This is a genomic window from Agrobacterium pusense, assembly GCF_900102105.1.
Lineage (GTDB): Bacteria > Pseudomonadota > Alphaproteobacteria > Rhizobiales > Rhizobiaceae > Agrobacterium > Agrobacterium pusense.
In genome coordinates this window covers 305,624-332,256 of the sequence record NZ_FNBB01000004.1, presented here as the reverse complement: position 1 = coordinate 332,256, position 26,633 = coordinate 305,624, and the positions used below count along the sequence as shown (strand labels likewise).

Sequence of the window (26,633 nt, the reverse complement as noted above, 5' to 3'; positions counted from 1 at the left end):
GCGCCCCGACACCCGATCCTGCAATGTTATCTCGCCTGCCCGGCATGACTCGGGAAAAGCAGCTGTACCCTTGCGCCCTCACCGGGCTTTGAATGGATGTGGGCTTCGCCACCGCTCTGGCGCACGAAACCATAGACCATGGCAAGTCCCAGGCCTGCGCCTCCATGGTCCCCCCGGGTGGTGAAATAGGGTTCGAAGGCCTTGTCCACGGCCTCCGGCGTCATGCCGATGCCCTCGTCCGAGACGGTTATCGCCAGAGTATCCTTCTCGCAGGCCGCCTCGATTGAAATCAGGCCGCCGTCCGGCATGGCGGCCGCGGCGTTGAGGCAGAGATTGAGGATGGATTGCTCGAAGAGGGCGGGGTCGAGCGGGATAGCGGGAAGATCATCATCGAAATCGAGTGCAATACGGCATTTGGGGCCAACCGCGATCTCGAGAATATCGGCCATGCCGCGCAGGAGATTGGCCACGTTAATGCAGCTTGGATGGATGGGCTGCTGGCTTCCGATGGTCAGCATGCTGCTGGCCAGGGAGCGGCCGCGATCAGCTGCCTTGCGAATGCGGGCAATATGCCGGTTCTGGCGGTCATTGAAACCGGCCTCTCGCTCCAGAAGGCCGAGGCTGCCGGTGATGATGCCGATCATGTTGCCCACCTCGTGACTGACCTGGTGGGTCATGCGCATGATGCCGTCCAGCCGCTGGGCCTTGACTGCTTCCGCCTCCTGCCGGTCTAGCGCGGTCACATCGCGGGCAAGCAGCACGATGCCGCCATCCGGCTGGCGCGACATCGATATTTCTATAACCCGCTGGTCGGCAGTTCGATGCCGCACCACGGCGCGCTCCAACAGGTTCCCATGCCCACCATCGAAGGGCAGCAGCGTCGAATCGATTTCGGGAATGGGCTCGACGAACCGGCGGATCGGCAGCTTTCGGGACGAGCCGGAGCGCCCGACAAGTTCGATGATGCGGCGGTTCATGGTGATAGGCCGCCCGGCCGGATCGAACAGCGCTATTCCCTCATTCATGTTGCGGAATGTGGAGCGGATGGTGCGCGCTGCGGCTTCGGCCGTACGCCTGAGGCGAGAGACACGGTCGACGCTGTCGTGGAAGGCGCGAAACGCGTCGAGCAGGCGGATGAGCTCCGTCTCGGGACCCGTATAGGAGGGCGGCCCGACATCCGTTTCCCCCTTGGCGAGGGCATTCATGCCGTTGGAGAGCGTCACGATCCCGCGCGAGACACGCATCACCGACCGGATCGAAAAAATCGCCACGATGAGAACCAACAGCGAGGCAACGGCGACAATGATCAGCAGCCGGTTGAGAGCATCGGAGGTGGAGATAAGATCTTCGTTCAGACTGCGCGCGACCGCGTCGCCCTGCGTTTCGGTCACATGCGAAAGATCGCGCGAGACGGTGTGAAGGCGCGATACCGAGGCGCGGATCGCGAACATCTCCAGAAGGTAACGGCTCTGGGCCTCGAAAACCCGCTCATAGGGCTGAAGCTCGGCAATGGGCAGGCGCTCGCCCGGATAACCCTGCTGACGCGCCGTTGTTTCCGCCACATAGCGGCGGCGCAGTTCGCCAAGTTGAAAAAGACTGTCGGACGCGGACGCGGCCTGTACGATGCCATTCATCCGCCGGCGCAGCTCCGGATCGAGGATACCCTGACCGGTGGCGATTTCGCCGAGCGCGGCTGCCGCCTCCGCCTTGTGGCCCTGCGCGGCATCGGCATCCTTAGCGAGATCGAGTGTCTGCGCTCGGATACGCTGCAGCAGTTCAACGATACGCTCACTCGCAAAGCCGCGTGCTGCCCGCTCGCCGCTGCCCGGCTCTGTCATCTGCAGAAGCAGATCGACCTGCTGGACAACGGAGCGGCTTTCGCTGGAAACGCGATAGGGCGAGGCGGCATTCATCAGGAAAGGTGCACTGGAGACGAGATCGGAGACCTGCCGCGAGACCAGCGAGGCCTTGGCGAGACTGGAGAAGGCCTGCAATCCATAGGCCGCCATTTCATCGCGGGCGCGCTGCAATCCGTAAATCGCGATGGCGGACAGGCTGAAGACGAGGACGCAGGTAAAGACGATCGCAAAGGGCAGGCGAAAGGCGATGGAGGAAAGGAAGGAGCGGCTGATCACGGGTAGGGCTCGCCCTCATCGGTGTGGAGCACGTAACCCTTGCCGCGCCGGGTCTTGATATGGCGCGGCAGATCGGGGTTTATCTCGATCTTGCGCCTCAGCCGCAGCACCAGCACGTCGACGTTTCTGTCGATATAACGGTCGCTCTCCGAACCCAGCCTGTCGAGAATCTGGGAACGGCTGACGGGCTGGTTGGGCGTCTCGGCAAGAATTTCCAGAAGCGCGAATTCGGCGCTCGTCAGTGTCCGGCTGCGGTCCGCGAGGCAGACAGCGCGGCGTGCATCAAGATCGATCGCCCAGTCGCCAAGCCGCAGCGCCGCGCGCCCGTGGTCACGCTCGCTGTCCTTCTCCTGTTTTAGCGAGGGAATTGTCCGGCGCAAGACGGCCTTGATCCGCGCCGTGAGCTCGATTGGTTCGAAGGGTTTGACCACGTAGTCGTCGGCGGCGGTTTCCAGGCCGAGCACCCGGTCGGCGGCACTTCCGGCGGCGGTGACCATGACGATGCCGATGTCGATCTGGCTGCGCAGCCGCTGGGCGAAGGTGCGCCCGGACGTGCCAGGCAGATTGTGATCGACGAGGACGAGCTGCATCCTGTCCTTTGCCAATATCTCGTCGGCCTCCTCTGCGGAGCGCGCACAGGTGGGCAGCCAGCCCTCGGCCTCGACGAGATCCGAGATAAGCTCGGCCATATCCGGATCGTCCTCGACGATCAGAATGCGAACCTTCTGATTAAGCACTGCAACTTCCTCCCGCCACCATCATAGGCATGGTGGCGGCTATCTTCAAAGGCTCGCTGGTTATCTCTCCTGTCATAATTGTAATATCTGTAATCTTGTTCGGCAGTGCGGTGAAAGATTGGTAACCATTCTTCGATTGCGGTGCGGACAGGATGTGACATGCTGTTGATGGAGACTGGAACGGGGAGGTTCCAGGCAGGGAGGCTTAATTGAAAGCATTGACCGCACTTGCGGCGAGCATGGTCCTTTGGCTGTGCGGCGCAGGGCATGGCATGGCCGAACCGAAGTTGAACGTCCTGTGCGGCGTCGATGAGGCCTGGTGCGTGACCATGCAGCGGGCATTCGAAGCCAAGACCGGACTTGAAATTTCGATGGTTCGCAAAAGCACCGGCGAAATTCTCGACCAGATTCGCGCCGAGCGATCCCATCCGACAGTCGACGTGTGGTGGGGCGGCACCGGCGATACACATTTGCAGGCAGGTTCCGAAGACCTGCTGGACGAATATCGGCCCGCCAATCAACAGGATCTGTTGCCCTGGGCGCAGAACTTCAATGCGATGTCCGGGTCGAAATCGGCTGGAATTTATGCTGGCGCGCTTGGTTTTGCCTATAATTCGGAACTGCTTGCCAAAAACAGCTTACCCGCTCCCACCTGCTGGAAGGATTTGGCCAAGGACGTCTATCGCGGCCATATCCTGACCGGCAATCCGAACTATTCCGGCACGGCCTTCACCATGCTCGCCACGCTTGTGCAGCTGTTCGGCGAGGAAGAAGCCTTTGGTTTCATGACGAAGCTGAACCTCAATGTCGTGGGTTATACCAAGGTCGGTTCGGCACCCGTCAAGGCAGCGGCGCGGGGTGAGGTTCTTATCGGGATTTCGTTCATGCATGATGCCGTGACCCAGAAGATCGAGGGTTTCCCGCTGGTCATCGTCGCGCCCTGCGAGGGCACCGGCTACGAGATCGGAGCGGTCAGCATTGTCAAGGGCAACCACAATACGGCGCTTGCGCAGACCTTCGTGGAATTTGCGCTGAGCCCTGAAGGACAGGAAACCGGCGCCACAGCCGGCCAGAACCAGGTGCCGTCCAACGCCCGGGCGACATTGCCGCTGACAGCACCTGATATATCGATGATCAAGATGGTGGATTACGACTTTGCCACCTTCGGCCAGCCGGAAGAGCGAAGTCGATTATTGAGCCGCTTCGACAGCGAGATTCACCCGAGCCAGACCCAGTAGGGCCAAATATCAAAAATCCCGAAAAGACAGCACGCGCGCCACAAGGTGCCGCGACCGGCAGCGCCATGTCTGCACGTGACCCAAAATTCAGACGCAAGCTACAGGAGGATAACCATGCGACTGACGATACTTTCCACTCTGCTTTTTGCCGGTACGGCACTGAGCGCCGTTTCCGCGCAGGCGGCCGGCGAACTGAACCTGATCTGCTCGGCCGATGTCGTCATCTGCGAACAGATGAAGGGCGATTTTGAAAAATCTCATGACATCAAGGTCAATATGGTGCGCCTGTCTTCGGGCGAGACCTATGCCAAGGTGCGCGCGGAAGCCCGCAACCCGAAAACCGATATCTGGTGGGCCGGCACGGGCGACCCGCACATGCAGGCAGCCTCGGAAAACCTGACGCTCGAATACAAGTCGCCGATGCTGGACCAGTTGCAGGACTGGGCGGTCAAGCAGGCGGAGAGCACGGGTTACCGGACTGTCGGCGTTTATGCCGGTGCGCTGGGCTGGGGCTACAACACCGAGATATTCAAGTCCAAGGGTTACAAGGAGCCAAAGTGCTGGGCCGACCTTCTGGCGCCGGAACTCAAAGGCGAAATCCAGATCGCCAATCCGAACTCTTCGGGTACCGCCTATACCGCGCTTGCCTCACTTGTGCAGATCATGGGCGAGGATCAGGCCATCGATTACCTGAAGAAGCTCAACGCCAATATCTCGCAATATACCAAGTCCGGCTCGGCACCGGTCAAGGCGGCCGCGCGCGGCGAGACGGCGCTCGGCATCGTCTTCATGCATGATGCGGTGGCCCAGACTGCGGAAGGTTTCCCGGTCAAGTCAATCGCTCCGTGCGAGGGCACGGGTTACGAGATCGGCTCCATGTCGATCATCAAGGGCGCCCGCAACCTCGACAATGCCAAGACCTGGTACGACTGGGCGCTGAAGCCGGAGGTCCAGTCGCGCATGAAGGACGCCAAGTCCTTCCAGCTGCCGTCCAACAAAACGGCGGAAGTGCCGAAAGAGGCACCGAAGTTCGAGGACATCAAGCTCATCGACTACGACTTCAAGACCTATGGCGATCCTGCCAAGCGCAAGGCGCTGCTGGAACGCTGGGATCGCGAAGTTGGTGCGGTCGCCAACTGATCTGAACTTCGGCGATCGGCATCCCGGCTTTTGAAGCCGGGGTGTCCGCCACTCTTTCATCGGCATGAAACAAGCGAGGTCGGCCATGACACGTGGCAATCGCAGGCTGGACATCGTCCTGGCGTTCGGGGCTTTCGCCCTCATTCTTCTTCCCTGGTATCGCATCGAAGGCGGCTTTTACAGCTTCCGCTGGCTGTCCGGGTTTTTCTCCTCCGTCAGCAATGCACCCGGTGTGTTGCAGATACTGTCTTATGGAAAACCATGGCTGGTCGGCATTGTCATTTTCTTCCTTGCCGCATGCCTTGTCCGGCCGATCCGTGATCCGATGCGCCGGGGCGGTTTGCTTGCATTCATTGGCGCTGCTGGTCTCGTCTTCCTTGCCTTGCAAGGGCTGGCCATCGGCTTTACCGGCTGGACCTGGACAATCAGCGAAAATCTCTTCGGCATGCTCGCCGATGGCCAGCCGTCCATGGGGGCGGGGGCCGTCGTCATGTCGTTCGTCTTCGTGCTTCTTTTTGCCTTCGGGCTTGCCGAACGTGGTGTCATGAAGGGCGATGCCTTTGTCGTCGGCGCCATTTCCGTTCTGGTTTTCCTCGTTACGGTTTTTGTCTTCTATCCGATCGGCAGTATGCTGGTTGCGTCCGTTCAGGATTTCGACGGCTCCTTTAATGCCGATGGATTCATTCGCAATATCAAGGATCCCGGCATATGGAGCCTTGGCTGCGTCGTGGGTGAGGAGCGCTGCGGTGTTGCCTGGCGCACGCTCTTCCTCGCGCTGATGACCGCCTTCGGTTCGACCGTGCTCGGCCTTGGCTTTGCCCTGATCGCCACCCGCACGCGCTTTCCCTTCAAGAAGGGACTGCGGCTCCTGACGGTGCTGCCGATCATAACGCCGCCTTTCGTTATCGGTCTTGCCCTGACGCTGCTCTTCGGCCGCGCCGGCGTCGTCACCGAATGGCTTTCCTATCTCTTCGGCATTGAGCCGGGTCGCTGGCTTTATGGCATGACCGGCATCTGGATCGCGCAGGTTCTTTCGTTCACGCCCATCTCGTTTCTGGTGCTGATCGGTGTAGTCGAAGGGGTAAGCCCCTCCATGGAAGAAGCCTCCCAGACGCTGCGCGCCGACCGCTGGCGCACTTTCTGGCGGGTTTCCCTGCCGCTGATGAAGCCCGGTCTCGCCAATGCCTTTCTCATCGGCTTCATCGAAAGCATGGCGGATTTCGGCAACCCGCTGGTGCTTGGCGGCACACACGGCGTCCTGTCGACGGAAATCTTCTTTGCTGTCGTTGGTTCGCAGAACGATCCGTCGCGCGCCGCGGTCCTGGCGATCATCCTGCTGTGTTTCACGCTTTCGGCCTTCCTTGCCCAACGCTTCTGGCTGGCAGGCAAGAATTTCGCCACGGTGACGGGAAAGGGCGACAGCGGCGCGCATATCGCGCTTCCGCGTGGCCTGTCCATCGGCGTTCATGCCGTTGTCGTGCCGTGGATGGTCTTCACAATCGTCGTTTATGGCATGATCCTTGTGGGCGGTTTCGTGAAGACCTGGGGTCTCGACAATTCCCTCACCTTCGACCATTACCTCCGCGCATTTTCCGTGAGTTTCTCCAACGGCTCCATCGCGTGGACCGGCGTTGCCTGGAACTCGTTCTGGACGACCATGAAGATCGCGCTGATTTCCGCTCCGCTCACCGCCGCAGTCGGTCTCTTGACGGCCTATATCATCGTGCGGCAGAAATTTGCCGGGCGGAACCTGTTTGAATTTGCGCTGATGATGAGCTTTGCCATTCCCGGCACAGTCATAGGCGTCAGCTACATCATGGCCTTCAACCTGCCACCGGTGGAAATGACCGGCTCGGCGCTGATCCTGATCGCCTGCTTTGTGTTCCGCAACATGCCGGTCGGCGTGCGCGGCGGCATTGCGGCGATGAGCCAGCTGGACAAGAGCCTCGACGAGGCCTCGCTGACGCTGCGGGCCAACAGTTTCCGCACCATTCGCAAGGTCATCCTGCCGCTCCTGAGGCCCGCGATCACGGCCGCACTGGTCTATTCCTTCGTGCGCGCCATCACCTCCATCAGCGCCGTCATCTTCCTCGTCAGCGCCGAATACAACATGGCGACGTCCTACATCGTCGGCCTCGTCGAAAACGGCGAATATGGGGTTGCGATTGCCTATTCCTCCATGCTGATCGTGGTGATGATCACCGTCATTGCCGGCTTCCAGTTCCTCGTTGGCGAGCGTCGGCTGCGGCGCGAAAACCGCGTCGCTGGCCTACCATCCGCTTCCCCCGTTCCTCTTGCCCAGGAGAAAACCGCATGATTTCCGTTAAGCCCGGCTCCGTTACCTTCAAGAATGTCCGCAAGACCTTCGGTGCTTTCACCGCCATACCGGACCTGTCGCTCACCATCGAACCAGGCACGCTGGTAACTCTGCTCGGCCCCTCCGGCTGCGGCAAGACGACGACGTTGCGCATGCTGGCGGGCCTCGAACACCCGACGTCCGGCCGCATTCTCATCGGCGATCAGGATGTCACGATGCTGCCAGCCAACGAGCGCGATGTCTCGATGGTCTTCCAGTCGTATGCGCTGTTCCCGCACATGACGGCGCTCGACAATGTTGCCTATGGCCTGCAATCCTCCGGGCTACGCAAGGCGGAAGCGCGGGAAAAGGCGGAAGAGGGGCTGAAGCTTGTCGGCCTTTCCGGCATGGGGCATCGCCTGCCTGCCGAACTTTCCGGTGGGCAGCAGCAGCGTGTCGCGGTTGCCCGTGCTCTGGTGCTGGAGCCGCAGGTGCTGCTGCTGGACGAACCTCTTTCGAACCTCGATGCCCGCCTTCGCCGCCGGGTCCGCACCGAAATCCGTGAATTGCAGCAAAGACTTGGTTTCACTGCGGTTTACGTGACGCATGATCAGGATGAGGCGCTTGCCGTCTCCGACCGCATCATCGTGATGAAGGATGGAGAGATCGCCCAGTCTGGCGCCCCGCGCGAGCTGTATGAGGCTCCAGCCTCCGCCTTCATTGCCGATTTCATGGGTGAGGCGAATGTTGTTGGCTGCGAAGTGATAAGGCTGGATGGACCGGACGCAATGGTCCGCGTTGGGGGCATCGATTATCGGCTTTCCGCAGGCAACGCCAGGCTGGGGCCGGCGAAGCTTGCGGTTCGCCCGGGCTCGATTTCAATCGGTCAGCCCGGCGGGCAGGGGGTTGCCGGGCGGGTGCTGCACTGCGCGTATCTGGGCGGCCACGTGGAATACGAGGTGGAAACCGAGATCGGCACGCTTTTCATCATCGATCATATGGCGGAAACCGGCCTGCCGCCGGCAAGCGACGTCACACTCGGCTTCAGGAACCGCGGGATCGCTTTGATCCAGGCCTGATCCCCAAGCAAGCCAGATGCGGTTCCGGCCCGCTTCTGGCTGTCGACGCGCGGTCAGCACGCGGCATTCCAGATCGCCGCCGTGCCGGGCGAATAGCTCCGGCAGACGAATCAGTCCTCATGTCCGGCGCCGGAAAGGACACGACATCGCGCCAGTGATGAGAAATTGCAGGCTCCTCGATACAGTTTTTCCTGTGTGAAGAAAAACCGGTTGTTCCGGCGGATTTCTGTTTACTTTTGCCGAGGTTGCGCGCCATCACGCTGACTGAATTCGCTGCCAGGCGTATCGTAAACCATGGAGGATGAGATGAAGGCACTGGTGCTGGAAGAAAAAGGGAAGCTCGCGCTCAGGGACTTTGACATTCCCGGTAAACTCGGACCGAAGGATGTGCGTATCCGCACCCACACGGTCGGCATTTGCGGCTCCGACGTCCATTATTATACACATGGCAAAATCGGACATTTCGTCGTCAACGCCCCAATGGTGCTCGGGCACGAAGCCTCTGGAACGGTGATCGAAACCGGCGCCGAGGTAACGCATCTCAAGGCTGGCGACCGTGTTTGCATGGAGCCGGGTATTCCCGACGCAACGTCGCGCGCGTCGAAGCTCGGCATCTACAATGTGGATCCGGCCGTCCGTTTCTGGGCGACGCCCCCTGTGCATGGTTGCCTGACGCCGGAGGTCATTCATCCCGCTGCTTTCACGTACAAGCTGCCGGACAATGTGTCCTTTGCGGAAGGCGCCATGGTGGAGCCCTTTGCCATCGGCATGCAGGCGGCGCTGCGTGCCCGCATCCAGCCGGGCGATGTCGCCGTGGTAACAGGCGCCGGTCCGATCGGCATGATGGTGGCGCTTGCCGCGCTCGCGGGCGGCTGCGCGAAAGTCATCGTCGCCGATCTTGCCCAGCCCAAGCTCGATATCATCGCCTCTTACGATGGCATCGAGACCGTCAATATCCGCGAGCGCAACCTCGCTGAAGCGATCGCTGAGGCGACGGACGGCTGGGGCTGCGATATCGTCTTTGAATGCTCGGGCGCTGCCCCCGCCATTCTTGGCGTTGCCGCCCTCGCACGACCGGGCGGCGCGATCGTGCTCGTCGGTATGCCGGTCGATCCGGTTCCGGTCGATATTGTCGGCCTTCAGGCCAAGGAACTTCGGGTCGAAACGGTTTTCCGCTACGCCAATGTCTATGATCGCGCCGTAGCGCTCATCGCATCCGGCAAGGTCGATCTGAAGCCGCTGATTTCTGCGACCATTCCCTTCGAAGACAGTATTGCCGGTTTCGACCGTGCGGTGGAAGCGCGGGAAACGGACGTCAAACTGCAGATAGTGATGCCGCAATAAGTGCCAGACATTCGCTCGCTGATGCATAAGCGGCGAAAGGTGCGCGGAAAAGTATAAGTAGGGCCTGCCTGTGGTAGGCAGGCCCTACTCCAAAAATTCATCACAGATCGCCTCCTGATGAGAATTGTTTGGGCGCATCACGGCAAATTGAGCAAAAAAAACAGGCTCTCCGCAACGTTGACTGTCAATCACGTTGAGGCACTATTCAATTTCTGGCAAAAAAAAGTCAAAAAAGTATCGGTAATTTCTCCGGCGTGATGTGGATGTTTAGCCGCGGCCCGCCCTATGCTCCTCATCAACGCCTGGGACGAGCCATAAAGAGGAATGGCTTCGCTTCGCAAATGCGGCGGACGTGACTGATGGGAGGAACCATGATGCAGCCCGATCTGGAACTGGTGCACATCCGCAAGGGCGAATCTTTCGCTGCCTGGCGGCATGGCTATCCGTTCCGTACCGTGCGTTGGCATTATCATCCCGAATATGAAATTCATCTGGTCGTCGCGACGTCAGGCACCTTCTATATCGGTGATTTCGTCGGCCGTTTCGGCCCCGGCCAGCTCATCATGACCGGCCCCAATCTCCCCCAGAACTGGATCAGCGAGATCGAGCCGGACGAAATCGTGCCGACGCGTTCCCTCGTGATCCAGTTTCCGGAGAGTTTTATCGAGGATGCCTGCGCCTCCATGTCCGAGATGGAAGTGGTGCGCGGCCTGCTGGATCGCAGCCGTCGCGGTATTCTCTTTGACGACGAGACGAGCGATCGGGTCCGCCCGCTAATTCTTCGACTTATCGAGGCGCAGGGCCTGACGCGGCTGGCACTTTTCTGGGAAATTCTCGATCTCTTGGTCAATGCGCCGACATCCGAGGTGCTGGCAAGCCTCAGCTACGAACTGGATCTGACCGGGATTGGCGACAGCGGCATCAATCGCGCCCTCTCTCATCTGCGCGAGCATCTGACCGAACAGGTGGAGGAAATCGATCTCGCCGACATGGTGGGCCAGAGCCCGAGCGCCTTCTCCCGGGCCTTCAAGCGCCATACCGGCACGACGCTGGTGCGCTATCGCAATCAGTTAAGGATCGATCTTGCCTGCCAGATGTTGCTGGCGGATCAGGATGTGAAGGTGGCCGAGGTCTGCTACGATGTTGGCTTTTCCAATCTTTCCAATTTCAACCGGCATTTCCTGAAACTCAAGGGAATGTCACCGTCGAGGTTCCGAACCATTTTTGCGGCCCAGAAGGCAGCTGTTATGGCGGAGTAAACCAGCGACACATCGCCGATTTTTACCAATTCGGGCAGAGGTCTGTCCGGAAACGGGCACTTGTTGCCCCAACTTTCCTAATGGGAGGAAGAGTGAGATGAAAATGAAATCCAAGTTTCTGATGGCGACAGCCGCAATTGCGATGATGGCCGCTCCGGCGCTGGCGCAGGAAAAGCTGAAGATCGGCATGACCTTCCAGGAGCTGAACAACCCCTATTTCGTGTCGATGCAGGAAGCGCTGAAGGAAGCTGCGGCAAGCATCGGCGCTGACGTTGTCGTGACCGATGCCGGCCACGATGTGGCAAAGCAGATTTCCGACGTTGAAGATATGCTTCAGCAGAAGATCGACATCCTACTTCTCAACCCAACCGATAGCGCCGGCATCGAAGCCGCCGTGCACGCTGCCAAGGCTGCCGGCGCAATCGTCGTTGCGGTTGACGCCAACGCCAATGGCCCGGTCGATACCTTCGTCGGCTCGAAGAACCGTGACGCGGGCTACAAGTCGTGCAAGCATCTCGGTGACGCGCTCGGCGGCAAGGGTGAAGTCGCGATCCTCGACGGTATCCCGGTCGTGCCGATCCTTCAGCGCGTCGAAGGTTGCAAGGCCGCACTCGCCGAATTCCCCGAGATCAAGCTGGTCGATACACAGAACGGCCGTCAGGACCGCTCCGTCGCTCTGGGCGTCGTTGAAAACATGATCCAGTCGCGTCCGAACCTCGCCGGCATCTTCTCGGTGAATGATGGCGGTGCGATGGGCGCTCTGGCTGCTATTCAGGGTTCCGGCAAGGACATCAAGCTGACCTCGGTCGACGGTGCTCCGGAAGCTGTGAAGGCGATTGCCGAGGGTGGTCCTTTCATCGAAACCACCGCGCAGTTCCCGCGTGACCAGGTGCGTGTCGGCCTCGCCATGGCGCTCGCCCAGAAGTGGGGCGCTCGCGTCGTGCCGAAGGAAGTCCCGATCGACGTTATGGTCGTCGACAGCAAGAACGCCGGCGAGTTCAGCTGGTAAGAACTCCTCCCAGGCTCCGTCCCCGCTTTATGCGGGGGCGGGGTTAAATCCCGACCATTGAGGAGGGTGAAATGCTGGAACTGAATGGAATAAGAAAAAGCTTTGGCAAGATCGAAGTCCTGCGCGGCGTCGACCTTGAGGCGCGCGCCGGCGAGGTGCATGCGCTTCTGGGCGAAAACGGCGCCGGCAAATCGACTCTTATGAAGATCCTGAGCGGCATCCTGCAGCCCTCGGAAGGAACGATCCGCATTGACGGCATGGATCGCCGCTTCGCCAATTACGATGAGGCGATTGCCGCCGGTGTCGGCATCGTGTTTCAGGAATTCAGCCTGATCCCTTATCTCAACGCCGTTGAAAACATGTTCCTTGCCCGCGAAATCCGCGGGCCGCTGCGCCTTCTGAACAAGGGCGCGATGCGCAAGCGCGCAGCCGAAATCATGGGCCGGCTCGCCGTGGATGTTCCGCTCGACGTGCCGGTGCACCGCCTTTCCGTCGCCCAGCAGCAATTTGTCGAAATCGCCAAGGCCTTGTCACTGGATGCCCGCATTCTCGTGCTCGACGAGCCGACCGCCACGTTGACGCCTTCCGAGACCGAACATCTGTTCAAGGTCATGCGCGAACTGCGACGTCAGGGTGTCGCGATCATCTTCATTTCGCACCACCTCGAGGAAATATTCGAGATCTGCGACCGCATCACCGTCCTGCGCGATGGAGAACTGATCGGCTCCTGCCTGACCTCCGAAGTCGATAACGATCGCCTGGTGGAGATGATGGTCGGCCGGCGCATCGAGGCCAGCTTCCCGCCCAAGCCGCAACTCGATCCTTCCGCCGCGAAGGTGATCGAAGTCGAGGAGCTGCAACTGAAGAAGGGCGGCCCTGTCTCGCGTTTCGCGCTGCGCAAGGGCGAAATTCTTGGTTTTGCCGGGCTCGTTGGCTCAGGCCGCACGGAAACAGTTCTCGCCATGCTCGGCGCGCATTCCGCGACGCGCCGCAAGATCAAGCTCGATGGTGTGGAGACGCGTTTTTCCGGCCCCGATGATGCGCTGATGCGCGGCATTGGCCTGCTGCCGGAAAGCCGCAAGGAAGAGGGCCTGATCACCAGCTTCTCCATCCTGCAGAATATCTCGCTCAACAATTACGGCAAATACCGCAAGGCGCACTGGTTCCTCGATCTCAAGAAGGAACTGGAGTACACGACAAAGGCCATGGCGCAGGTGCAGGTGAAGGCACAAGGGCCTTACGCCCGCGTCGACACGCTGTCCGGCGGCAACCAGCAGAAGATCGTTATCGCGCGCTGGCTGAACCACGACATGCGCGTGCTGATCTTCGATGAACCGACACGTGGCATCGATGTCGGAGCGAAGGCAGAAATCTATTCGCTGATGCGCGAATTTGCTGCCAGGGGCCATTCGATCATCATGATCTCCTCGGAACTGCCGGAAGTCATCGGCATGTCCGACAGGGTCTGCGTCTTCCGGTCCGGCGGCATCGTTGCCACGGTCGAGGGAGACGACATCAATTCAGAAACAATAATGACAAACGCCACCACCGGGAGAGTTGAACATGTCGCTTGATGCAAACACCGGCGTTGCCGCGAAAACGGGCGGTTTCAGTCTCAGTGCCATGCTGCGCTCGCCGCTCGCCCTGCCGCTGGCGGGTCTGATTGTCGTATCCATCCTGATGGGGCTTGCGAGCGACAATTTCTTCAGCCTCAACAACATCATGAACGTGTTGCGGCAGGTTTCCGTCGTTGGCATTCTGGCCGTCGGCATGACTTTCGTCATTCTGACCGGCGGTATCGACCTGTCGGTCGGCGCTGTCATGGCGCTTATCGGAACGCTTTCCGCTGGCCTGATGGTGAACACCGGCTTCTCGCCTGCAATAGCCCTGCCGGCCGGCCTGTTCATCGGTCTCGGCATCGGCATCTTCAACGGGGCGCTTGTCGCCTGGGGCAAGATGCCCGCCATCATCGTCACGCTCGCCACCATGGGCATGGCCCGTGGCCTTGGCCTTATCTATTCCGGCGGCTACCCCGTCAGCGGTATTCCGAGCTGGATTTCCTGGTTCGGTGTCGGCCGTATCGGTGTGGTTCCCGTCCCAGTCGTCATCATGGTGGTGATCTACGCCATCGCCTGGGTGCTGTTGCAGCGCACCGCTTTCGGCCGCCACGTCTATGCGCTCGGCGGAAACGAGCTGGCAGCCCGTCTTTCGGGCGTGAAGACCCAGCGCGTCAAGCTTGCCGTCTATGGCATCTCGGGCGTCACGGCAGCATTTGCGGCACTGATCCTCACCGGTCGCCTGATGAGCGGTCAGCCCAATGCCGGTGTCGGCTTCGAACTCGATGCCATCGCGGCCGTTGTTCTTGGCGGCACGGCGATTGCAGGCGGCAGGGGCCTCATTCTCGGCACGCTCATCGGCGCGGTGCTGCTCGGCATTCTCAATAACGGCCTCAACCTCATGGGCATCAACCCTTATCTGCAGGATGTCATCAAGGGCGGCATCATCCTGCTGGCCATCTATATCGGACGGGAATGGCGCTAAGCCGGCCCGGAAATATCTTCATAAACGCAGGAGAATTAAATGTCTGAATCGCTGCAAGGCAAGATTGCGGTCATCACCGGCGCCGCATCCGGCATCGGGCTTGCCACCACAGAAGCGCTGTTGGAACAGGGCGCGACCGTGGTCATGGTGGACTGGAACGAGAAGGCCCTGAACGATCTGGTTGCCAAGCTTGGCGACCGCGCCATCCCGCAGGTCACCAATCTGCTCGATGCCGACAGCTGCAACGCGATGATCCCTGAGATCCTCAAGAAGGTCGATCATATCGACATTCTCTATTGCAACGCCGGCACCTATATCGGCGGCGATCTCACCGAAACGACCCCTGAAGCCATCGACAAGATGCTCAATCTCAACGTCAACGCCGTCATGAAGAATGTTCATGCCGTCGTGCCGCACATGTCGGAGCGCAAGACGGGCGACATCATCGTCACCTGCTCGATCGCTGGCCACTTCCCGACCTATTGGGAGCCGGTCTATTCCGGCTCGAAATGGGCGATCACCAGCTTCGTGCAGGGCATGCGCCGCCAGATGATCCCGCACGGCGTGCGCGTTGCCCAGGTCTCCCCCGGCCCTGTCGTTTCCGCACTGCTGGCCGATTGGCCGGAGGAAAACCTCCGAAAGGCCAAGGAATCGGGCAGCCTCATCGATGCGAGCGAAGTGGCCGATGCCGTTGTCTACATGCTGACACGCAAGCGCACCGTCACCATTCGCGATATGCTGGTTTTGCCGACCAACTTCGACCGCGTTTAAAAAGTCCCTGGGCGGCGGAAAGACCGGACACGGTCCCGCCGCTCAACCCTTTCCAGCATCGGATGATCCCCTCCGAGGAGTATCGCAAATGGCTTCCTATCTTGTTGGCGTCGATGTCGGGACCGGCTCGGCGCGGGCCGGTGTTTTCGACGTCTCGGGCAAGCTTCTCGCCACCGCCAAGCGTCCGATCAGCATGCATCGCGAAGATGGCGGCATTGCCGAGCAATCGAGCGCGGAAGTGTGGCAGGCGGTTTGCGACAGCGTCCGGGAGAGCGTCTCACGCGCTGGTATCGATCCTGTCGATGTTGCCGGCATCGGTTTCGATGCCACCTGCTCACTCGTCGTTCGCGGGCCGGACGATGAGACCCTGCCGGTTGGCGCTGCCGATCATCCCGAACGCGATATCATCGTCTGGATGGATCACCGTGCCGTTGAACAGGCAGAGCGCATCAATGCCGGAGAACATGCGGTTCTCAAATATGTCGGTGGCCGCATCTCTCCCGAAATGCAGACGCCGAAGCTTTTGTGGCTTCGGGAAAATCGACCGGATGTCTATGCCCGCGCCGAGCACTTCTTCGATCTTACGGATTTTTTGACATGGAAGGCATCCGGCGCGCTTGATCGCTCTGCCTGCACTGTTACCTGCAAGTGGACCTATCTCGCCCACGAAAACCGCTGGGATTCGGAATATTTCAACAATATTGGCCTTGGCGATCTGGCGGAACAGGGCTTCCGCCGCATCGGTGAAAGCGTCGTCCATCCCGGTACGGCGCTGGGCGCTGGGCTAACCGAAGATGCGGCAAAGGCTATGGGGCTGGTTGCTGGTACCGCCGTTGCGGCGGGCCTCATCGATGCCCATGCCGGTGGTGTCGGTACGGTTGCTGCGGGTGGCGATGCTTCGAAATGCCTTGGTTATGTTTTCGGGACCTCGTCCTGTACCATGACGACCACTGCCGAACCCGCTTTCGTGCCGGGTGTCTGGGGTCCTTATTACTCCGCGATGGTTCCCGGCGCATGGCTGAATGAGGGCGGTCAGTCCGCTGCCGGTGCGGCCATCGATTATCTGGTTCAGCTACATCCGGCAGTCCCCGAAGCGAAAGTGCTTGCCGAGAAGGATGGCAAAGCCTTACCGGTCTGGCTTGCCGACCGCGCCCTCGGCCTCGCCGAATCCGCTTCCGCCGCAGCAAAGCTTGCAGAGGATTTTCATGTGGTGCCGGAATTTCTCGGCAACCGCGCACCCTTCGCCGATCCCCATGCCCGCGCGGTCGTTGCCGGATATGGCATGGAAACCGGCGTGGATTCCCTTGTCGCGCTTTATGTGGCCGGGCTTCTCGGCCTTGGTTACGGGCTTCGTCAGATCATCGAAACGCAGGCCCGCAACGGCGCGCCGGTGGAAACCATCAGCGTCAGCGGCGGTGCGGGTGCCCACCCGCTTGCACGGCAGTTGCTGGCCGATGCGACCGGGCTTCCCGTCGAATTAACCGAATGCGAGGAGCCGGTGCTGCTTGGTTCGGCCATGCTGGGCGCCGTCGCCGCCGGAACCTATCCGGACCTGATGGCGGCGATGCCGGCGATGTCGCGTATTGGCAGCAGTGCAACGCCCGATCCTGGTTTTCAGAGGGTTCACCAAGCACGTTACGACGCGTTTCTGACGCTGCAGAATGCGGCCCGCGCCATTCGTTCCGCTAGCCATTCCTGAGCGCCGTCAAAAAAACTTAGATCATCCGGCCGCATTGGCCGCAAATAACGAGGATTCCATGCAGTTTTGCGGAAAATCCGTCATCATCACCGGCGCAGGCAAAGGCATTGGCCGCGCCTGCGCGCAGCTGATGGCCGCACGTGGTGCGGAGGTCGTGGCGATCAGCCGCACGCAGTCCGATCTCGACAGCCTGAGAAGCGAAATCGGCGGCCGCTCGATCCGTGCCGATCTTGCCGACGTCGCCGCCACCCGCGCCGCCATGGCCGAAGCCGGCACCTGCGATTTCCTGATCAACAGCGCCGGCATCAACGTGCTGGAAAGTGTGCTTGACATGAGCGATGCAGGCTACGAGGCCGTGCTGGGCATCAATCTGCGCGCAGCCATCGTCACCTGCCAGGAATTCGCCCGCGCGCGTGTTGCAAGGGGCGGCGGCGGCGCCATCGTCAACATCACCTCGATTGCGGGGCATCGCGGCTTTCAGGATCACCTGTGTTATGCGGCGTCCAAGGCCGGGCTTGAGGGCGCAACCCGCGTGCTTGCCAAGGAACTTGGCCCGCATGGTATTCGCGTCAATGCCGTCGCGCCCACCATCACGCTCACTGAACTGGCTGCGGAAGCGTGGAACGATCCGGTCAAAAGCCAGCCTATGATGGTGCGTCATCCGCTCAACCGCTTCGCAGAAGCCGAAGAGGTGGCGCAGAGCATCGCGCTGCTGCTTTCCGATGACAGCAAGATGATTTCAGGCGCCGTATTGCCGGTGGACGGCGGCTTCCTCGCCGTTTGAGCGAAACAACAGCTGCTCTCGGCGCAGGCCGATTGAAACCTGAAAAAATCGATGCGCGGGGTGCGATACGCATTGCCCGCGCATTTCATCTATGGCGGATGGAGTTAGTTCAGGTCCGGGTGCCGGCCGACGAGCTGACTGCGTTTCGCCTGCAGAATTTCTTTCTGCTGTTCCAGTTTGAGAAGCTCCTCGTCAATCTCTTCAACGCTTTTTTCGATGTGCAGATATTGCGCGGCGAGAAGCGATTTCGCCTCCTTGCGGCTGGAGGCGTTGGGCGTATCGCCATAGAGAGGCCGGTTCGCCGTCTCTTTCAGGAAGAAAGTGGTGACAATGCCGAAGACAGCGGCGACCATGAGGTAATAGGCCGGCATATAGATGTTGTCGGTCGCTTCCACCAGCCAGGCCGTGGCCGTTGGAGTCAGGCCGGCGACGATGATCGAGATGTTGAACGCGATCGCCAGGGCGCTATAGCGTATGCGCGCCGGGAACAGGGCGGGCAAGGTCGAGGCCATGATTCCGATCAGGCAGTTCAGCGCGACGGCAAGAATAAGCAAGCCGAAGAAAATCTGGACCACCTGCCCGCTGGCGATGAGATGGAAAGCCGGTAGCGAGAGAAAAAAGATCGCCGTGCTGCCGACAGCGAGGAAAGGTTTGCGGCCTATCCGGTCGCTCAAAAGCCCGATGGCCGGCTGGACGAACAGCATACCCACCATGACGGCGATGATGATGAGGACGCCGTGATCCTCGCTGTAATTCAGCGTCTTTGACAGATATGTGGGCATGTAAGTCAGCAGCATGTAGTAGGTGACATTGGTGACGAGAACCATGCCGATGCAGATTGCCAGCGAACGGAGATGTTTGCTGGTGATCTCCGCGATGGGGACCATGGGCCGTTCCTTCAGCGACTGACGGTCCTCCTCTTCAGCGCGGTGAAGGCGTTCGGTGAAAGCCGGCGTCTCCTCCGCGGCGTGCCGAAGATAAAGGCCGATCAGTCCGAGCGGAGCGGCAAGGAAGAACGGAATGCGCCAGCCCCAGTCAAGAAATTTCGCCTCGCCCAGAGCGGTGCTGAGCAGCACTACCAGTCCTGCGCCAAGCACGAAACCGGCAATCGAGCCGAAATCGAGCCAGCTGCCGAGATAACCGCGTTTGCGGTCGGGCGCATATTCCGCCACGAAGATGGCCGCACCGGTATATTCTCCGCCCACGGAAAAGCCCTGAACGAGCTTGCAGAGCAGCAAAAGGATAGGGGCCCAGATGCCGATGGTCGCATAACCCGGAATGAGGCCGATGCAGAAGGTGCTGGCCGCCATGATGATAATGGTGAGAGAGAGGACTTTCTGCCGCCCGAACCTGTCGCCCATCGCCCCGAAGAAAACGCCACCTAGCGGACGAATGAGAAACGGCACCGAAAATGTCGCAAGTGCCGCCACTGTCTGCACGGCGGGGGCAGCCTCCGGAAAGAAGACCTTGCCGACGGCGTAAGCGACAAAGCCGTAAACACCGAAGTCGAACCACTCCATGGCATTTCCGAGTGCGGCTGCCGTCACGGCTTTTTTGACCTTCTCGTCATCGATGACGGTCACGTCGTCAATGCTCAGCGGGCTGGCCTGAATCTGACTGTTCAATTGTTGTCCCCTTGAATGCCTTGCAACCATTTATTGCGCGACGTGAAAATGCGTGACATGCGCATGTGTTCCATTTGCAGGCGGAAGCGGTGCGGGGCGGGGTGTGCCCCAATAAACGAACGCCCGGCAATGGCCGGGCGCTTCTGAAATCTGGTGGGATGCATTCAGTGACGATGCTCGGGCATGTCCTTCAACTGATCCTTCGTCCATGAGGTCACTGCGTGGACATCGCCGTCCTCATCGCGCATGAAGTCAAGGTCGCTGAGCGGAACTGAGACGGGCTTTGCGCCGATGCCGAGAAAGCCGCCGACATCGATGATCGCCGTGCTGCCGGCGCCGACGCCGTGTACGTGGTCAACCTTCCCGACCTTGTGGTCATCGGCGCCATAGACGGTCGCGCCTTCTAGAACCGACGGCGTCAGTTCGGTTTCAACCAGACGTACGTGATTGCTATGATCCATTTTTTCCTCCTGTCGTGGTTTACAGGAACGAAACTCCCGCGGTGCAAAACCGTTCCATTGGCTGTTGGTCGCAGTCATTGCGCTGCCTTGCGAACAGACCTGCAAGCTTCCGGAATGAACATGCCGATACTTTGTCATTCGATAGTCATGTTTGACCGAGAAAACCCTCTTGAAATTAATGAACGCGTGTGCAATATGAACACGCGTTCACTCAAAAGAAATGGTTTTGCGCATGGACTCGATGCCCTATCCGGATACATTGGCAGCTCGCGCTGAACTGTGCCGCAGCGTTATTTTATCCGCCGGCGAACTGGTGCTCAAAGGTTTTCAGGGTGAGGCGACACGAAGCTTCTCCATGAAGGGGCCGCAGGATTTTCTGACTGTGACCGATGCGGCTTCCGAGGCGCATATTCGCGGGGCGATCTCGGCTTGTTTCCCAGACGATAGTTTCTTTGGTGAAGAAGGCGGCGGTGAGATCGGCGATCGGGTGTGGGTCGTCGATCCCGTTGACGGTACCGCGAATTTCGCGCGTGGCATCCCGCATTTCTGCATCTCCATTGCTTATGTCGAGAAGGGGCGAACGGAAATCGGCGCGATCTATAATCCTGCGCTTGACGAGCTTTATTTCGCGCGTCGCGGTGAAGGAGCAATGCGCAACGGGCAGCCGATTCAAACCGCGGAAACGACGCGCTTTGATGCGTCATCGATCGAGATGGGCTGGTCGACCCGGGTCGCGAATTCCACATATCTCGATATCGTCAGGAACCTGCTCGATATGGGCAGCAATGTTCGTCGTGCAGGCTCTGGAGCGCTGGCGCTTGCCTATGTGGCCGACGGTCGTTCCGACGCCTATCTCGAATTACATATGAATTCATGGGATTGTCTTGCAGGCTTGCTACTCGTCAGCGAAGCTGGCGGCGATGTCTGCCCATTTCTGGAGATTGGCAGTCTTCGGGATGGCGGGCCTGTTCTGGCTGCGGCCCGCGGTGTCGCCAGAGGCGTTAGCCAGGCAGCGGATATACCCCTTGCCGAAAGGACGCCGTCGGACCGGCAGCGCGCCGCCTCGGCCTGATTTCAGGCGAACACCTGTTCGGGGTGTTCGCGCATGTGGAGGAATGAAATGGATGGACCCGTTTATGCCCGCCCGGCAATCAGCCTGATTGCGGAAGGGCTCGGTCCGCATAATGCCGCCCTTTACATCGGCGGCAGCGATGGTGCTGGCGACCGGGAGCTTCTGCGCCGGCACGGCATTACGACCGTCGTTAATTGCGCCGTCAATCTTGATATCAATCTCGTGCAGACGATGGCCGAAGAAGGCGACCGGCGGGCTGTGGGTTATGGTGACATCCGCTATTACAAGCTTGGCCTGATCGACGGCGATGGCAGCCCTGACACCATGATGCTGGGCGCTTATTACATACTCGATGGCGCACTTCGCCAGACCATGCCGAAGCGGGAGACTTATCCCTTTGTCGATGGCGGCAATGTGCTTGTCAACTGCCGCAGCGGCCGCAGCCGTTCCGTCTCGCTGGTGGCGCTTTTCCTGCACAAGCAGCAGCCCGACCTTTATCCGACACTCGACGATGCGCTGGCCGTGATCCGCACGAAACGGGAATTGCGGCCTGACGAATGGTTCGAGACGCCGAAACCGATGCTTTATGCCGCCGCCCGCCGTGCTTCCGAATGGATCGACTTGGTTGAGGGCAGAAAGATCGCGCAATCATGCTGACACATATGCTGCCTTCCGTTGCCGTCATTGCCGATGCGCATTTTCATGATACTTCAGCGGATTTCGGGTTTCCCGGCATCGAAATCGAAGGCGAGCGCATCACCATGCGTAGCTGGTCGGAAACGCGTGAATCCACCCGGGTTTTCAACGAGAGCGCGGATGCATTGCATGCGGCGCTGGAAGAGGTGCGCCAGCGTGGCATTCGCCATGTGGTGCTGCTCGGCGATTATACCGATGACGGCCAGCGGGTGACGACTGAAACGCTGAAGGGCATTCTGGAACGCCATCGCGATACCCATGGCACCGCTTTTTATGCGCTGCCCGGGAACCATGACATTTTCGGCCCTTGCGGCCGAAATCACACCAAGGAATTCCTGACGGAGAACGGCAAAGGCGTCCTGGTTTCCAGCGATGCGCGCCGCACCGGGGAAGGGGTCGTCATAACCGACCGCATGTACTGCGAAGGTTATCCCGCCGGCCTCGATCCGATGGGGGCTTTCGGTTATTTCCGCCAGCCGGATTATCTGCATTGGGAGACGCCCTTCGGCGCGTCCGACGCGCCGGAAGACCGGCTCTACGAAGTGCGCTCTCCCGATGGGCGGAATGTCTATAGGTTGATGGACGCCTCCTATCTTGTCGAGCCGGAAGAGGGCCTCTGGCTCCTGATGATCGATGCGAATATTTTCGAGCCGCTGGACGGTGTCTTTCAGCGAGGTGAGGAAGCCGCCTTTACCGACAGCACTTCGGGTGGCTGGAACGCGCTCCTGCGTTGCAAGCCCTTCATCATTGACTGGATTGCCGACGTGCGCCACAGGGCGGAGCTGCTCGGCAAGACCTTGCTGGGCTTTTCCCATTATCCGGTGCTCGATCCCTTCGACGGAGCAAGCCGTGCCGAAGGTGCCCTGTTCGGTGAAACCAATGTCGTGCGCCGTACGCCACGCAAAGCGGTGGAAGACGCGCTGGTACGGGCTGGGTTAACCGTCCATTTCAGCGGGCACCTGCATGTCGAGGGCGTGACGCAGGGTGGGAAGGGTGATAGGTCGCTCACCAATATTGCCGTCCCTTCGCTCGTCGCCTTTCCTCCCGGATTCAAGGTCATCCATCCAGCCCGGCAGGACATCAGCGTGGAAACGGTGGAAATGACCGCTCTGCCGGTCAATGACCGTATTTGCCAGGGTTACGCGCAGGAGACGGTACTGGCAGGTGAAGAGGACGACCCGTCTTTTGCAGCCGGTGATTATGGTGGGTTCCTGCTTGGCCACAAGCGGGCGCTGATCAGACATCGCTATTTCAGCAAGGAATGGCCGGCAGAGATCGTTGCGGCAATCTCCGACAAAACCGTGCAGGAGGTTCTCCTCCTGCTTGGGCAGGATGGCCACGAACTGTCTGATGGACTTGCGCTGTCATTCGAATTGCCCATGTTCGAGCTGATTGCCGACTGGTATTGCCTGCGACAGGCGGCGGGTCTAGCCCTGCCGCATATCCCGCATGAGCGGCTCTGTCTCTATCGGAAATTGGCGCAGCGTTTCGGCCGCGCGCCGGATCGTCACGACCGGTCCGTCAGGAGTTTTATCGAAATCTTCCTCGGAGCGCTCGGCCTGTTTCTTGAGCGTGCAGAAAGCAGCCCGCGTGACATTACGCTTCGGCTCGGGTCGCAGCGTGACCGCGTTGCAGTTTGATCCGACGATTTGCGGAAGGGGCGGTCTATCATGGCTGGGTTGATTGCTGTCCGACCACCGGGACGGCAGGCGGGGTGATTGAATGGAATCGGTCGTTGTCGGCATCAACCTGTTCGGCGCCGTGGCTTTGCTGCTTTTCGGGCTTGCGCAGATAAAGGATGGCATGTCACGCGCCTTTGGTGCGAGGCTCCGCATCGGTCTGGCCGCCGGCACGCGCGGCCAGTATCGCTCCTTCTTCGCTGGTCTCGTGGCGACAATCGCCTTGCAGAGTTCCACTGCCACCGCGCTGATGGTCGCCTCTTTCGTCGAGAAGGACCTCATCGCGCCGGCCATGGCGCAGATCGTCCTGCTCGGCGCCAATGTCGGAACTGCGATGACGGCGTGGATTGTCGCTCTCGGGCTTGGCTGGCTGTCACCGTTGCTCATCCTTGCCGGTGTCATCCTGTCGCGTGGCAAATCGGTGCAGCGGCAGGGAGGCGGGGCGGCGGTGGCAGGTGTCGGTCTCATGCTGCTGTCCCTTCATCTTCTCTCGGCTGCAACTGATCCCATCAGGCAGTCGCCAGCACTGGGTCTCTTTATCGGCATGCTCGGTGATGCCTGGCCTGTGGCGCTGATCTTCTCCGCCGTCCTTGCTGTTCTTGCCTCCTCCAGTCTCGCCATCGTCGTTCTGATCCTGTCACTTGCCGCCAGCGGCGGCATGGAAACGAGCCTCGTGATCGTTCTGGTGCTCGGCGCCAATCTCGGTGGCGCGGTGCCGCCGGTACTGGCGACGCTGAAAGCCCCGATCGCGGCACGCCGGGTGACGGTGGGAAATCTCGTCGTCAGGGCCATCGGCTGCCTCGCTGCGCTGCCGCTCGCCGGATATGCCGCGGCCCTGCTGGACATGTCACCCTTTTCGCATGCGAATCTTGCTGTGGATGCGCATCTCGCCTTCAATTTTGCTGTTGCCGCCTTCGCGTGGCCGCTCTCGCCAGTGCTTCTGCGAGTAACGACGATGCTGCTGCCAGACAGAGAGAGCACCGAAAACAATCACAGCTATCTCGACAGTCACGATCTCGATCAACCGGTTGCGGCGCTTGCCGGCGCAAGCCGCGAGGTGCTGCTGGTCGGCGACCTGATCGAGCTTATGCTGCGGCAGGCGAGTGAGGCCATGCGGGACAGCGATGCCGCAAAACTCAACGATATCAGTAGCCTGGAGGGCCGGGTCGACCGCCTGCAGCATGAAATCAAGGTTTATGTCTCGAAGGTCGGACAGAATGGCCTGGCCCGCAAGGACCAGCGCCGTGCGATGGATATTGTCGAATATGCCATCAATCTCGAACATATCGGCGATATCATCGAAAAAGGCATCCGTCCGGAGATTGCCAAGAAGATCGATCTCGGCCTCCGCTTTTCCGATGATGGGAAAAGTGAACTTGAGCGTCTTTTTGCCGTCACGCTCGATAATATCCGCATGGCACAGTCCGTTTTCGCCACTCGCAACGCCGATCTTGCCCGTCGGTTGGTGGAAGTGAAGGAAGATGTGCGGCGGCTGGAAAAACAATCGTCAGAAAGCCATCTCCAGCGCCTGCGCGACGGCCGGGTTGACAGCATTCAGACCAGTTCGGTGCATCTGGACATGTTGCGCGATCTCAAGCGCATCAACGCCCATCTTGCAGCCGTCGCCCACCCGATCCTCGATGAGAGCGGGCTGCTGATCGAAAGCCGGATCCGGCAGGCGGGTTAGCGTGCGGTAATGCGCTCCACCATGGAAACGGGCACGACCTGGAGCCGCGTTTCCGGCTCGTCGCTGTCAAGAGCGGTCAGGACCTTCTCCGTCAACGCGTCGAAGGACTGGGCAACGGTCGTCAGCTGGTAGCTTTTCCAGCCCGCCTGCGGAATGTCGTCGAAGCCGACGATCGAGATGTCTTCCGGCACCCGGCGGCCCATTTCAAGACGCGCGGCGTCCATGAAGCCGAGCGCGAGCAGATCGGTCACGCAGAAAGCGCCATCGATGGACTTGTCCGCCAGCAATTCGCAGCCGGCCTGATAGCCGCTGTCATAGCTGGTCGGACCACCGGACCAAGGCACGACCTCGATACCTTCAACCGTCATGCGCTGGGTGAAGGCACCGGCGCGGCGCAGCTGAGCCGGCGTCTGGCTACCGCTGGAAACGACCGCGACTTTCCTGCATTTCGCCGCCACAAGCCGCATGGCGGCAAGATCGGCGCCATGGGAATCGTCGCTCAACACCATATTCGTGTCGGTGCGATCAAGACGCTGATTTATGAGAATGAGGCGCACGCCATTGGCGATGCATTCATCGACGATCGAAGCCGGCGGTTCGCCGGAAAGGACCACGATGGCCTGCGCGCGGAATTCGAAGAGAAGCTCGATCAGCGGCGCAATGTCCTTGCGGGCATCTGCCGCATTCAGCAACAGGCATTGCAAGCCCCGGCGCAGGAGGCCGATGCTGAGGAGATCGAGCTGTTTTGAAATAAATGGGGAGCTGAGATTGGCACCGACGACCCCGATGAGATTGGAGCGGTCGTTGTTGAGACCCTGCGCCAGACGGTTGACGCGGTAGCCGAGTTCCTGTGCGGCTTTCAGCACCTTGCGCCGGACGGCCTTCGATACGCTGCCGCCGGGTGTGAAGGTACGAGAGACGGCGGAGCGTGAAACCCCGGCCTTTTTCGCCACCTCTTCGGCCGTCACGAACCCTCTTGCCATCCGACTCCCCCGGTTCCGAAATCCAATGCCTGATATCACAGGCTACGGGATGTCGGCTATTCCAATTTCGCCAGCACCCCGTCACCCTTGAGAAAAGCTCTCTGGCGTTTCAGGAAATATCCAATCCGTTCCACAGGCGTCGGGACAGGAAAAAAATTTCCTGCCCGGCGCCGTTCAAAAATTACAGTTTTGTGACAAAAACACGTTTGAAAACAGATAAATAACTTAATGATCACGTGTGCATTTTTTCATTGACAAAATGTCTTTTAAGACGGATCATGCATTCCAAGGTAGAGTGAGATATGGAATTTTTATTCCATAATCGCTTTGCCGGCGATGTTTTCGGGAGGAGCTGGGATCATCGTTGTGAGTGGGTGAATCGCCCGCTTCTGAAGCAC

General features: G+C 60.0%; 21 protein-coding genes. 16 read left to right on the top strand and 5 right to left on the bottom strand.

Annotation, left to right across the window (positions count from 1 at the left end; translation table 11 throughout):
* Positions 1-26: 26 nt before the first annotated feature.
* Together BLU28_RS13345 and BLU28_RS13340 are read right to left on the bottom strand one after the other, a co-directional pair.
* Positions 27-2,135 (bottom strand): sensor histidine kinase, encoded by a 2,109-nt coding sequence (locus BLU28_RS13345; protein ID WP_077986443.1) that lies wholly within the window; start codon positions 2,133-2,135, stop codon positions 27-29.
* The gene (locus tag BLU28_RS13340; RefSeq protein WP_004438193.1) at positions 2,132-2,872 is read right to left on the bottom strand and encodes a response regulator transcription factor; all 741 of its coding nucleotides are present in this window, start codon (positions 2,870-2,872) and stop codon (positions 2,132-2,134) included. Before BLU28_RS13340 ends, BLU28_RS13345 begins: the two co-directional genes overlap by 4 nt.
* Positions 2,873-3,111: 239 nt before the next feature.
* On the opposite strand from BLU28_RS13340, the gene BLU28_RS13335 reads away from it, so the two are divergent.
* The 12 genes from BLU28_RS13335 to BLU28_RS13280 all read left to right on the top strand — a co-directional run bounded on the left by BLU28_RS13335 (position 3,112) and on the right by BLU28_RS13280 (position 18,032).
* A complete protein-coding gene (locus tag BLU28_RS13335) occupies positions 3,112-4,110 on the top strand; it encodes an ABC transporter substrate-binding protein (RefSeq protein WP_168247122.1) in 999 nt (332 codons plus the stop codon).
* A 114-nt stretch (positions 4,111-4,224) separates the two neighbouring features.
* On the top strand, positions 4,225-5,250 hold the full coding sequence (locus BLU28_RS13330; protein ID WP_003503939.1) for an ABC transporter substrate-binding protein: 1,026 nt from the start codon (positions 4,225-4,227) through the stop codon (positions 5,248-5,250).
* 85 nt (positions 5,251-5,335) lie between these two features.
* Positions 5,336-7,567, top strand: coding sequence for an ABC transporter permease (locus BLU28_RS13325; RefSeq protein WP_077986442.1), 2,232 nt, complete (start codon positions 5,336-5,338; stop codon positions 7,565-7,567).
* The gene (locus tag BLU28_RS13320; protein ID WP_077986441.1) at positions 7,564-8,625 is read left to right on the top strand and encodes an ABC transporter ATP-binding protein; all 1,062 of its coding nucleotides are present in this window, start codon (positions 7,564-7,566) and stop codon (positions 8,623-8,625) included. Before BLU28_RS13325 ends, BLU28_RS13320 begins: the two co-directional genes overlap by 4 nt.
* A gap of 306 nt (positions 8,626-8,931) precedes the next feature.
* The gene (locus tag BLU28_RS13315) at positions 8,932-9,969 is read left to right on the top strand and encodes an NAD(P)-dependent alcohol dehydrogenase (protein ID WP_004438202.1); all 1,038 of its coding nucleotides are present in this window, start codon (positions 8,932-8,934) and stop codon (positions 9,967-9,969) included.
* A 374-nt stretch (positions 9,970-10,343) separates the two neighbouring features.
* On the top strand, positions 10,344-11,228 hold the full coding sequence (locus BLU28_RS13310; RefSeq protein ID WP_004438205.1) for an AraC family transcriptional regulator: 885 nt from the start codon (positions 10,344-10,346) through the stop codon (positions 11,226-11,228).
* Positions 11,229-11,325: 97 nt separating this feature from the next.
* A complete protein-coding gene (locus BLU28_RS13305; RefSeq protein ID WP_004438208.1) occupies positions 11,326-12,237 on the top strand; it encodes an ABC transporter substrate-binding protein in 912 nt (303 codons plus the stop codon).
* Between the two features lie 71 nt (positions 12,238-12,308).
* Positions 12,309-13,811 carry a sugar ABC transporter ATP-binding protein gene (locus BLU28_RS13300; protein ID WP_006698672.1) on the top strand — a complete coding sequence of 501 codons (1,503 nt, stop codon included), beginning with the start codon at positions 12,309-12,311 and terminating at the stop codon, positions 13,809-13,811.
* Positions 13,801-14,778 carry an ABC transporter permease gene (locus tag BLU28_RS13295; RefSeq protein ID WP_077986440.1) on the top strand — a complete coding sequence of 326 codons (978 nt, stop codon included), beginning with the start codon at positions 13,801-13,803 and terminating at the stop codon, positions 14,776-14,778. Before BLU28_RS13300 ends, BLU28_RS13295 begins: the two co-directional genes overlap by 11 nt.
* 39 nt (positions 14,779-14,817) lie before the next feature.
* Positions 14,818-15,549, top strand: a complete 732-nt coding sequence (locus BLU28_RS13290) for an SDR family oxidoreductase (RefSeq protein ID WP_004438213.1) — start codon at positions 14,818-14,820, stop codon at positions 15,547-15,549.
* 88 nt (positions 15,550-15,637) lie between these two features.
* Positions 15,638-17,248, top strand: a complete 1,611-nt coding sequence (locus BLU28_RS13285; protein WP_077986439.1) for an FGGY-family carbohydrate kinase — start codon at positions 15,638-15,640, stop codon at positions 17,246-17,248.
* 58 nt (positions 17,249-17,306) lie between these two features.
* On the top strand, positions 17,307-18,032 hold the full coding sequence (locus tag BLU28_RS13280; RefSeq protein ID WP_077986499.1) for an SDR family oxidoreductase: 726 nt from the start codon (positions 17,307-17,309) through the stop codon (positions 18,030-18,032).
* A gap of 104 nt (positions 18,033-18,136) precedes the next feature.
* On the opposite strand, the gene proP is transcribed toward BLU28_RS13280, so the two are convergent.
* Together proP and BLU28_RS13270 are read right to left on the bottom strand one after the other, a co-directional pair.
* Positions 18,137-19,657, bottom strand: coding sequence for a glycine betaine/L-proline transporter ProP (gene proP, locus BLU28_RS13275; RefSeq protein WP_006698668.1), 1,521 nt, complete (start codon positions 19,655-19,657; stop codon positions 18,137-18,139).
* A 164-nt stretch (positions 19,658-19,821) separates the two neighbouring features.
* A complete protein-coding gene (locus BLU28_RS13270; RefSeq protein ID WP_077986438.1) occupies positions 19,822-20,118 on the bottom strand; it encodes a PRC-barrel domain-containing protein in 297 nt (98 codons plus the stop codon).
* A gap of 232 nt (positions 20,119-20,350) precedes the next feature.
* Between BLU28_RS13270 and BLU28_RS13265 the strand changes: the two genes are divergently transcribed.
* The 4 genes from BLU28_RS13265 (at position 20,351) to BLU28_RS13250 (ending at position 25,252) form a co-directional block, all read left to right on the top strand.
* Complete coding sequence (locus tag BLU28_RS13265) at positions 20,351-21,190, top strand: inositol monophosphatase family protein (RefSeq protein ID WP_077986497.1); 840 nt, start codon at positions 20,351-20,353, stop codon at positions 21,188-21,190.
* Positions 21,191-21,238: 48 nt separating this feature from the next.
* A complete protein-coding gene (locus tag BLU28_RS13260; RefSeq protein ID WP_006698666.1) occupies positions 21,239-21,847 on the top strand; it encodes a dual specificity protein phosphatase family protein in 609 nt (202 codons plus the stop codon).
* Positions 21,841-23,526 (top strand): metallophosphoesterase family protein, encoded by a 1,686-nt coding sequence (locus tag BLU28_RS13255; protein ID WP_077986437.1) that lies wholly within the window; start codon positions 21,841-21,843, stop codon positions 23,524-23,526. The genes BLU28_RS13260 and BLU28_RS13255 overlap by 7 nt, the downstream gene beginning before the upstream one ends.
* Before the next feature lie 82 nt (positions 23,527-23,608).
* Entirely contained in the window at positions 23,609-25,252 is a 1,644-nt protein-coding gene (locus BLU28_RS13250) for a Na/Pi cotransporter family protein (RefSeq protein WP_077986436.1), read from the top strand.
* On the opposite strand, the gene BLU28_RS13245 is transcribed toward BLU28_RS13250, so the two are convergent.
* Positions 25,249-26,235 (bottom strand): LacI family DNA-binding transcriptional regulator, encoded by a 987-nt coding sequence (locus BLU28_RS13245; protein WP_044459769.1) that lies wholly within the window; start codon positions 26,233-26,235, stop codon positions 25,249-25,251. The genes BLU28_RS13250 and BLU28_RS13245 overlap by 4 nt on opposite strands.
* Positions 26,236-26,633: the final 398 nt, after the last annotated feature.

Bases quoted from the DNA above. Each gene is read 5' to 3' on its own strand.
- BLU28_RS13335 (WP_168247122.1), top strand. From the start codon at position 3,112: ATGGTCCTTTGGCTGTGCGGCGCAGGGCATGGCATGGCCGAACCGAAG.
- BLU28_RS13330 (WP_003503939.1), top strand. From the start codon at position 4,225: ATGCGACTGACGATACTTTCCACTCTGCTTTTTGCCGGTACGGCACTG.
- BLU28_RS13325 (WP_077986442.1), top strand. From the start codon at position 5,336: ATGACACGTGGCAATCGCAGGCTGGACATCGTCCTGGCGTTCGGGGCT.
- BLU28_RS13320 (WP_077986441.1), top strand. From the start codon at position 7,564: ATGATTTCCGTTAAGCCCGGCTCCGTTACCTTCAAGAATGTCCGCAAG.
- BLU28_RS13315 (WP_004438202.1), top strand. From the start codon at position 8,932: ATGAAGGCACTGGTGCTGGAAGAAAAAGGGAAGCTCGCGCTCAGGGAC.
- BLU28_RS13310 (WP_004438205.1), top strand. From the start codon at position 10,344: ATGCAGCCCGATCTGGAACTGGTGCACATCCGCAAGGGCGAATCTTTC.
- BLU28_RS13305 (WP_004438208.1), top strand. From the start codon at position 11,326: ATGAAAATGAAATCCAAGTTTCTGATGGCGACAGCCGCAATTGCGATG.
- BLU28_RS13300 (WP_006698672.1), top strand. From the start codon at position 12,309: ATGCTGGAACTGAATGGAATAAGAAAAAGCTTTGGCAAGATCGAAGTC.
- BLU28_RS13295 (WP_077986440.1), top strand. From the start codon at position 13,801: ATGTCGCTTGATGCAAACACCGGCGTTGCCGCGAAAACGGGCGGTTTC.
- BLU28_RS13290 (WP_004438213.1), top strand. From the start codon at position 14,818: ATGTCTGAATCGCTGCAAGGCAAGATTGCGGTCATCACCGGCGCCGCA.
- BLU28_RS13285 (WP_077986439.1), top strand. From the start codon at position 15,638: ATGGCTTCCTATCTTGTTGGCGTCGATGTCGGGACCGGCTCGGCGCGG.
- BLU28_RS13280 (WP_077986499.1), top strand. From the start codon at position 17,307: ATGCAGTTTTGCGGAAAATCCGTCATCATCACCGGCGCAGGCAAAGGC.
- BLU28_RS13270 (WP_077986438.1), bottom strand. From the start codon at position 20,118: ATGGATCATAGCAATCACGTACGTCTGGTTGAAACCGAACTGACGCCG.
- BLU28_RS13265 (WP_077986497.1), top strand. From the start codon at position 20,351: ATGGACTCGATGCCCTATCCGGATACATTGGCAGCTCGCGCTGAACTG.
- BLU28_RS13260 (WP_006698666.1), top strand. From the start codon at position 21,239: ATGGATGGACCCGTTTATGCCCGCCCGGCAATCAGCCTGATTGCGGAA.
- BLU28_RS13255 (WP_077986437.1), top strand. From the start codon at position 21,841: ATGCTGACACATATGCTGCCTTCCGTTGCCGTCATTGCCGATGCGCAT.
- BLU28_RS13250 (WP_077986436.1), top strand. From the start codon at position 23,609: ATGGAATCGGTCGTTGTCGGCATCAACCTGTTCGGCGCCGTGGCTTTG.
- BLU28_RS13245 (WP_044459769.1), bottom strand. From the start codon at position 26,235: ATGGCAAGAGGGTTCGTGACGGCCGAAGAGGTGGCGAAAAAGGCCGGG.